The organism is Paenibacillus sp. J31R98 (genome assembly GCF_056269245.1).
This window is the reverse complement of record NZ_JBWDNO010000005.1, coordinates 452,514-459,526: the sequence shown is the minus strand read 5'-3', so window position 1 is coordinate 459,526 and position 7,013 is coordinate 452,514. Positions and strand designations below refer to the sequence as shown.

Annotated in this window: 4 protein-coding genes; 1 reads left to right on the top strand and 3 read right to left on the bottom strand. The window is 49.8% G+C overall.

Features of this window, described 5'->3' with window-relative positions:
* Positions 1-295: 295 nt before the first annotated feature.
* Both AC0YNX_RS20895 and gyrA read right to left on the bottom strand, forming a co-directional pair.
* Positions 296-1,393, bottom strand: a complete 1,098-nt coding sequence (locus AC0YNX_RS20895) for an HD-GYP domain-containing protein (protein WP_475817624.1) — start codon at positions 1,391-1,393, stop codon at positions 296-298.
* Between the two features lie 34 nt (positions 1,394-1,427).
* Complete coding sequence (gene gyrA / locus AC0YNX_RS20890; RefSeq protein WP_475817623.1) at positions 1,428-3,920, bottom strand: DNA gyrase subunit A; 2,493 nt, start codon at positions 3,918-3,920, stop codon at positions 1,428-1,430.
* A gap of 362 nt (positions 3,921-4,282) precedes the next feature.
* Here gyrA and AC0YNX_RS20885 point away from each other — a divergent pair, with 362 nt between their 5' ends.
* A complete protein-coding gene (locus AC0YNX_RS20885; RefSeq protein ID WP_475817622.1) occupies positions 4,283-5,044 on the top strand; it encodes a YheC/YheD family protein in 762 nt (253 codons plus the stop codon).
* Between the two features lie 39 nt (positions 5,045-5,083).
* Here AC0YNX_RS20885 and gyrB read toward each other — a convergent pair whose 3' ends face one another.
* Positions 5,084-6,994: a DNA topoisomerase (ATP-hydrolyzing) subunit B gene (gyrB, locus tag AC0YNX_RS20880; protein ID WP_475817621.1), complete on the bottom strand. Its 1,911-nt coding sequence runs from the start codon at positions 6,992-6,994 to the stop codon at positions 5,084-5,086.
* Positions 6,995-7,013: the final 19 nt, after the last annotated feature.

The window sequence follows — 7,013 nt, the reverse complement described above, 5'->3', positions numbered from 1 at the left end:
TAAAAGTGATCCGAAGATCATTTATGAATTCGCTTGTTAGCTCATTCAAAAAACTAGCTTGTTTTAAGACCTTTTGACAGGTCGCTCATTGTTCAGTTTTCAAGGAACAAATATTCTTGTTTCGTGCGCCGTATGTCTCAGCGGCGACTTGATTAATATATCACATTCGCCTACATCATTGCAAGCTTTTTTTTATTTTAAAAATAAAAAACTGTGTCATATTAACCCGGCCCTTTAAAGCGGCAAGGAGTAATATAACACAGTCATCTTAGTGAGGTCAACCCTCATATTCAATTTAATGTGCGTTAGCTTTGGAAAGTACCTCTTCGATGTAATACTGCCTCTCGTTCGCGAGGTTCACGATCGTTCCACCAATGGAAACCCACGGCCTTGTCGGGTGATTACGGTCGGAGAATACAATCTCCCCAACCCTATCATCGTTCAGACGGACGATCGTTCCGTTATGGAACTGCGTCGCTCTCTCAATAAACGTTCGAACATATGCGGCATCCAGCTTGCCAAAGGAGTCCTGTTGAAGCTGCTCCAGCACAAGATATGGAGAAGCTGCGCTGCGATATGCCCGCTTCATCGTCATCGCATTAAAGATATCCGATATCGCGACAAACTTCGCATAGGGATGAATCTTCTCTGAGCCGATTCCAAGCGGATACCCGCTTCCGTCGTATCGCTCATGATGCTGAAGTGCTGCAAGCTTAACGCCCTCGTTGATTGCTGTTACATTCTTGAGCAACTGGTAGCCAAGAACGGTGTGGCGTTTCATCTCTTCCACTTCAGCCGATGTCAGCTTGGTCGGCTTACTCAGAATATTGCTATCGACCTTTGCATTACCAATATCATGGAGCAAGCCGGCAAGCGCCGACTGCACCCAGTCTTTCTTAGGCAGCCCATTCCACTGAGCCATCATGTAGCAGCAAAGCGCCGACATTACACTCTTATGATAGATGTAATCCTCTGTCGGGACATTTTGCGCTGCGAAAGTGAGCATTTTGTATTCATGGCTATATTGAAGCAAAGCTTCAAGCTGATTACGGATTTCTAGAATCGGGAATGCCACTCCACCGCTCGCCATCTGGTTGTACACTTTCTTGAGCAGAGCAACGGTGTTGTCATACTGCTCCATCAGTGCTGATTTGGTAGAAGGTGCTCCATCCTTCGAAGCCTCTTGCGTCTTATCAGCTGCTGATTCCTCGGCATCCTTCTTCTCGCCAGGTGATTCTATCGTGACCTGCGCCACCATAAACGCATGCAAGATTTCTTGCTCACGCTGCATGATGACTTTACCTTTATGAAAAAGCACGCTGCCGAGGGGGGTGAGAACGTCCTGTGCAATCTTGTCCCCAAGCTTTACTTGCGAAACTGCTACTGTCGCCATATACTCTCCTCCACCCTGCCTGCGTTAAAATACCTTATTCTTCGTCAGTAGAGTTATTCTCTGGCTCTTGACCATCCACTTCATCGTCGTTAAGATCCGATTCTTCATTGCGGGCGACTCGCGTTACTGTTGCAACGGAATCATCCTCACGAATGTTAATCAGTCTCACGCCTTGCGTGTTACGTCCCATGGAAGAGATGCCATCCATGCTCATACGGATCATTGTCCCCGTAGAAGTCATGATCATGAGATCCTCATCGTTCTGAACGACTCTGAGGCTGACGATTGCTCCGTTACGCTCGGTAACGTTGAGTGTCTTAATACCTTTACCGCCACGGCTCTGGCTCCGGTATTCGCTGATAGGCGTCCGCTTGCCGTAACCGTTCGCTGTCACGATAAGCACGTCATTCTCAGGTACAACAACATCCATACTGATAACGAGATCGTCATCGTCGGTATTGATACCTTTAACCCCTGTCGCTGAGCGTCCCATTGGCCGTACATCTTGCTCAGGGAATCGGATAGACATACCTTGGCTCGTACCCATGATAATCTCCTGGTTGCCATCAGTCAGCTTCACGCCAATAAGATCATCGTCATCGCGCAGGTTGATCGCTATGAGGCCGACCTTCCGAATGTTCGAATAATCATCAAGCGGCGTCTTCTTCACGATACCTTGCTTCGTCGCAAAGAACAGGAATTGATTCGGCTCGAACGATTCAACCGGAATGACCGCGTTGACGATCTCGCCTTGCTCAATCTGCAGCAGGTTAATGATCGGCGTTCCACGCGCTGTACGGCTTAGCTCTGGAATCTCGTAAGCTTTCAAGCGGTAGACCTTCCCTTTATTCGTAAAGAAGAGCAGGAAGTGATGCGTATTCGATACGAATAGATGCTCGACAAAGTCGGTGTCCTTCGTATCCATGCCGATGACCCCTTTACCGCCCCGCTTCTGGCTGCGGTAAGTCGTAACCGGCAGACGCTTCACGTAGCCGGTGTGCGTTACCGAGATGACAACATCTTCACGAGGAATGAGATCCTCATCCAATATTTCATCTTCGCTCGCCATAATCTCCGTGCGGCGCTCATCGCCAAACTTCTCTTTCACTTCTTCGAGCTCTTCGCTAATAATTTGCAGAACGAGCTGCTCATCAGCGAGGATCGCTTTGTATTCGGCAATCTTACGAAGAAGTTCCGCATACTCGGCTTCGATTTTGTCGCGTTCGAGACCTGTCAAGCGCTGCAAACGCATGTCGAGAATCGCTTGCGCTTGATCATGGCTCAGGCTGAAGCGAGTAATCAAGCCTTCGCGCGCTTCTTCTGTCGTCTGAGAAGCACGGATTAACGCAATGACCTCATCCAGATGGTCAAGCGCGATGCGCAAGCCTTCTAGAATATGGGCGCGAGCTTCCGCTTTCTTCAGGTCAAACTCCGTACGACGGCGAATGACTTCGATTTGATGCTCCAGATAGTAATACAGAATGTCACGAAGATTCAGCGTGCGCGGCTCGCCTTTAACGAGAGCCAGCATGTTGAAGCCGAAGTTCATCTGCATCTGGGTTTGCTTATACAGGTTGTTGAGCACGACGGTTGGCGTTACATCGCGGCGAAGCTCAATAACGACACGCATACCGTTGCGGTCAGACTCATCGCGCAGGTCGGTAATGCCATCAATCTTCTTCTCACGAACGAGCTCAGCGATCTTCTCAACGAGACGTGCTTTGACGACTTGGTACGGAAGCTCGTGCACGATAATCCGTGCTTTGCCGCCATTCTCCTCGATCGTTGCACGTGCACGCATGGTCACGGAGCCGCGGCCAGTCGTATAGGCCTGACGCATACCCTCGCGGCCCATAACGAAGCCGGCTGTTGGGAAGTCTGGACCCTTGATGTAATCCATCAGCTCAATCGGAGTAATATCCGGGTTACTGATAAGCGCTTGTACACCGTTAATGACTTCCGTCAAGTTATGCGGCGGAATGTTCGTCGCCATACCTACGGCGATTCCCGTCAAACCGTTAACGAGCAAGTTAGGAAAACGAGCCGGCAGAACAGTTGGCTCATGCTCTTCGCCGTCATAGTTAGGCGCATAATCAATCGTCTCTTTATTGATATCGCGAAGCATCTCCATCGCGATCTTCGATAACCTTGCTTCTGTGTAACGCATCGCCGCCGCCATATCGCCGTCAATGGAACCGAAGTTGCCGTGACCGTCGATCAGCATATAACGAAGTGAAAAGTCTTGCGCCATACGAACCATCGTCTCGTATACGGCAGAGTCACCATGCGGATGGTACTTACCGATTACTTCGCCGACGATTCTCGCAGATTTCTTATAAGGCTTGTCCGGAGACATTCCGAGTTCAGACATTGCAAACAGAATACGGCGATGAACCGGCTTCAGTCCGTCACGAACGTCTGGAAGCGCACGGCTCACGATGATACTCATTGCATAGTCCATAAACGACTCGCGCATCTCGACACCGATATCGCGATCTCGCACTTGCAGATTGTTCTCTTCTGCCATCGTAAACCTCCTAGGGATTGCGTATAACAATAAGCGTCTAACAAACGGCTGCAGCGACTGCATCCACCGTTAGAGGCAGAGATAATCGTATAACAGCGTAATAGATATAGTTTTTTCTAAAATGAGCTGTCCTTAAACGTTTATCGGTCATAAACTTAACTTTATCCAGTTAGGTCAAACGCCCACTCCATGTGCTCTCATCCGCCATAATGTAACAATGATTATGTAATCAGGATTGGCATCTATCGCGATGAAAGCAAAAAATAGGCATTATGCCTATTATAGCATCGTTTTCAAACCCTGTCTCCTTAAGGCTTGTTAGCATTCGCTTCTACTTCCACTGACGAAAGGCGGAGCCCCGCTTGGCCATTCAACGTGTCAAAAGCAAATGGGCCAAAACGAAAGTGCTGATGAATTCCGAACAGCTGAGAGCCCGTATTCCAGTTACAAAAGTGTGGGGGCCTTCCTCGCTTGAGCAGCTGCTGCAAGAGTTCGGAATGGTCTATGTGAAGCCAGATCAAGGCACCTTCGGCCTTGGCGTGATCCGGGTCGAAAAGCAAGCCGACAGCTCCTACTCCTATCAGCACGATACAAAGATTATGCAGTTCTCCTCATTCGAGACACTATACCGTTCGCTTCAGAGGCTTATCGGCAGCCGGCGTTACTTGATTCAGCAAGGGATTCAGCTGCTGAGGTATGAAGGGCGCCGCTTCGACGTCCGCGTCATGGTTCAGCACAATTCGCAGAAGGCATGGGAGACGACCGGCATTATTGGCCGGCTCAGCCATCCTGCCAAGATTGTGACGAACTATCATAGCGGCGGCACACCGATGTCTATCGACGAACTCATGAGCCCACATCTGTTGCAAACGCAAATTAACGGTTACAATTCGTGGCTCGCCGAGCTAGGGGTTGCAACCGCACGACAGCTGCAAACCAGCTATCCCCGCTTGAAAGAAATCGGAATTGATCTCGCCATCGACGAGTCCTTCCAGCCATGGATTCTGGAAGTGAACACATTGCCTGATCCGTTCATCTTCCGCAAGCTTAGCGACAAATCGGTATTTCGCCGAATATACCGGAATTGTGTCGGTTATGGAAGATTCAAACGCCGTACCAAGTAAAAACAAGCCGCCCGGTTCAACGGACGGCTTGCTGCTTGTTTAGATATCCAAGTTTTTAACGAATTTCGCAAACTCTTGAATGAATTCACGTCGCGGTTCGACATTATCACCCATAAGTGTTTCAAAGATATTATCTGCTGCAATGGCATCCTCGATCTTAACCTGCAGCATGGTGCGGCTCTCTGGATCCATCGTCGTCTCCCATAGCTGGGAAGCGTTCATCTCTCCGAGACCTTTGTAACGCTGTACGTTTACTTTCGCGCCTTCGCCGAATTCTGCGATAATCGCATCGCGTTCCTTCTCGCTTTGCGCATAACGAACTACTTTGTTGCGCTCGATCTTGAAGAGCGGCGGCTGTGCAATGTAGATATAGCCAGCCTCGATGATCTTGCGCATGTAGCGGAAGAAGAACGTGAGCAGCAGCGTGCGAATATGTGCGCCGTCGACGTCCGCATCCGTCATGATGATGACTTTGTGGTAACGCGCTTTCGAAATGTCAAAGTCATCGGCAATGCTAGTACCAAGAGCGGTAATAATCGCACGGATCTCGGTATTCGACAGAATTCGATCAAGACGTGCACGCTCTACGTTCAGAATCTTACCCCGCAGCGGCAAGATCGCTTGGAAATGACGGTCACGGCCTTGTTTCGCCGATCCGCCTGCGGAGTCACCTTCTACGATGTAGATTTCACTGATGGATGCATCCTTGGAGGAGCAGTCCGCCAGCTTACCTGGAAGGGCACTTACTTCTAGCGCACTCTTACGGCGCGTCAGCTCACGGGCTTTACGCGCAGCTTCGCGAGCACGAGCAGCCTGAAGACCTTTCTCGACAATCTTCTTGGAGACGGATGGATTCTCGTCAAGGAACTCCTGGAACTTCTCCGCGAAGAACGATTCGACGATACCGCGCACTTCACTGTTGCCAAGCTTCGTCTTCGTCTGGCCTTCGAACTGAGGCTCCGGAATCTTGACCGAAATAATCGCGGTTAAGCCTTCACGAACGTCGTCACCGGAGAGATTGTTGTCGCTCTCTTTAATCGAGTTCGATTTGCGGGCATATTCGTTAACGATCCGAGTGAGCGCGCTCTTAAAGCCGGATTCATGCGTACCGCCCTCATGCGTATTTATATTATTCGCGAACGAATAAATGTTCTCAGTGTAGCTGTCGTTGTACTGCAGGGCAACCTCAACATGGATATTGTCCTTCGCGCCTTCAACGTAGATTGGATCTTCGTGCAGCGCATCACGACTGCGGTTCAAGTATTTGACGAACTCGATAATACCGCCTTCGTACTTGTACGTGTTGCTAGCGCCTGTACGCTCATCGCTCAGCTCAATCTCGATCCCTTTGTTCAAGAAAGCAAGCTCACGAATACGCGATTGTAGAATTTCGTATTCGTACACAGTCGTCTCAGTGAAGATCTCCGGGTCCGGCTTGAAACGTACTGTTGTTCCCGTTTCGTCCGAATCGCCGATGACTTGAATATCATACTGCGGCACGCCGCGGCGATACTCTTGTCTATGGACCTTGCCTTTAAGTTTAACGGTAACTTCCACGTGCTCCGACAAGGCGTTAACGACGGAAATACCGACACCATGAAGACCGCCGGATACTTTATAACCTTCGCCACCGAATTTGCCGCCTGCGTGCAGGACGGTCATAACGACCTCGAGCGTCGACTTCTTCAGCTTCGCGTTCTCGCCGACAGGAATACCCCGTCCGTTGTCGATGACGGTAACGCTGTTATCTTCATGAATAGTCACTACAATACGCGTACAGAAACCTGCAAGCGCTTCGTCAATACTATTATCAACGACTTCCCACACGAGATGGTGAAGCCCTTTGCTGCTAGTGGAACCGATGTACATCCCGGGGCGTTTGCGTACCGCCTCAAGCCCCTCTAGAACCTGTATCTGACTTTCATCATACGTATGCTGATTCGACGACATACTGGATTTCACTGCTCCT

What these genes read in the sequence shown, in the direction of transcription:
- gyrA (WP_475817623.1), bottom strand. Translation starts at nt 3,920, where the DNA reads ATGGCAGAAGAGAACAATCTGCAAGTGCGAGATCGCGATATCGGTGTC.
- gyrB (WP_475817621.1), bottom strand. Translation starts at nt 6,994, where the DNA reads ATGTCGTCGAATCAGCATACGTATGATGAAAGTCAGATACAGGTTCTA.
- AC0YNX_RS20895 (WP_475817624.1), bottom strand. Translation starts at nt 1,393, where the DNA reads ATGGCGACAGTAGCAGTTTCGCAAGTAAAGCTTGGGGACAAGATTGCA.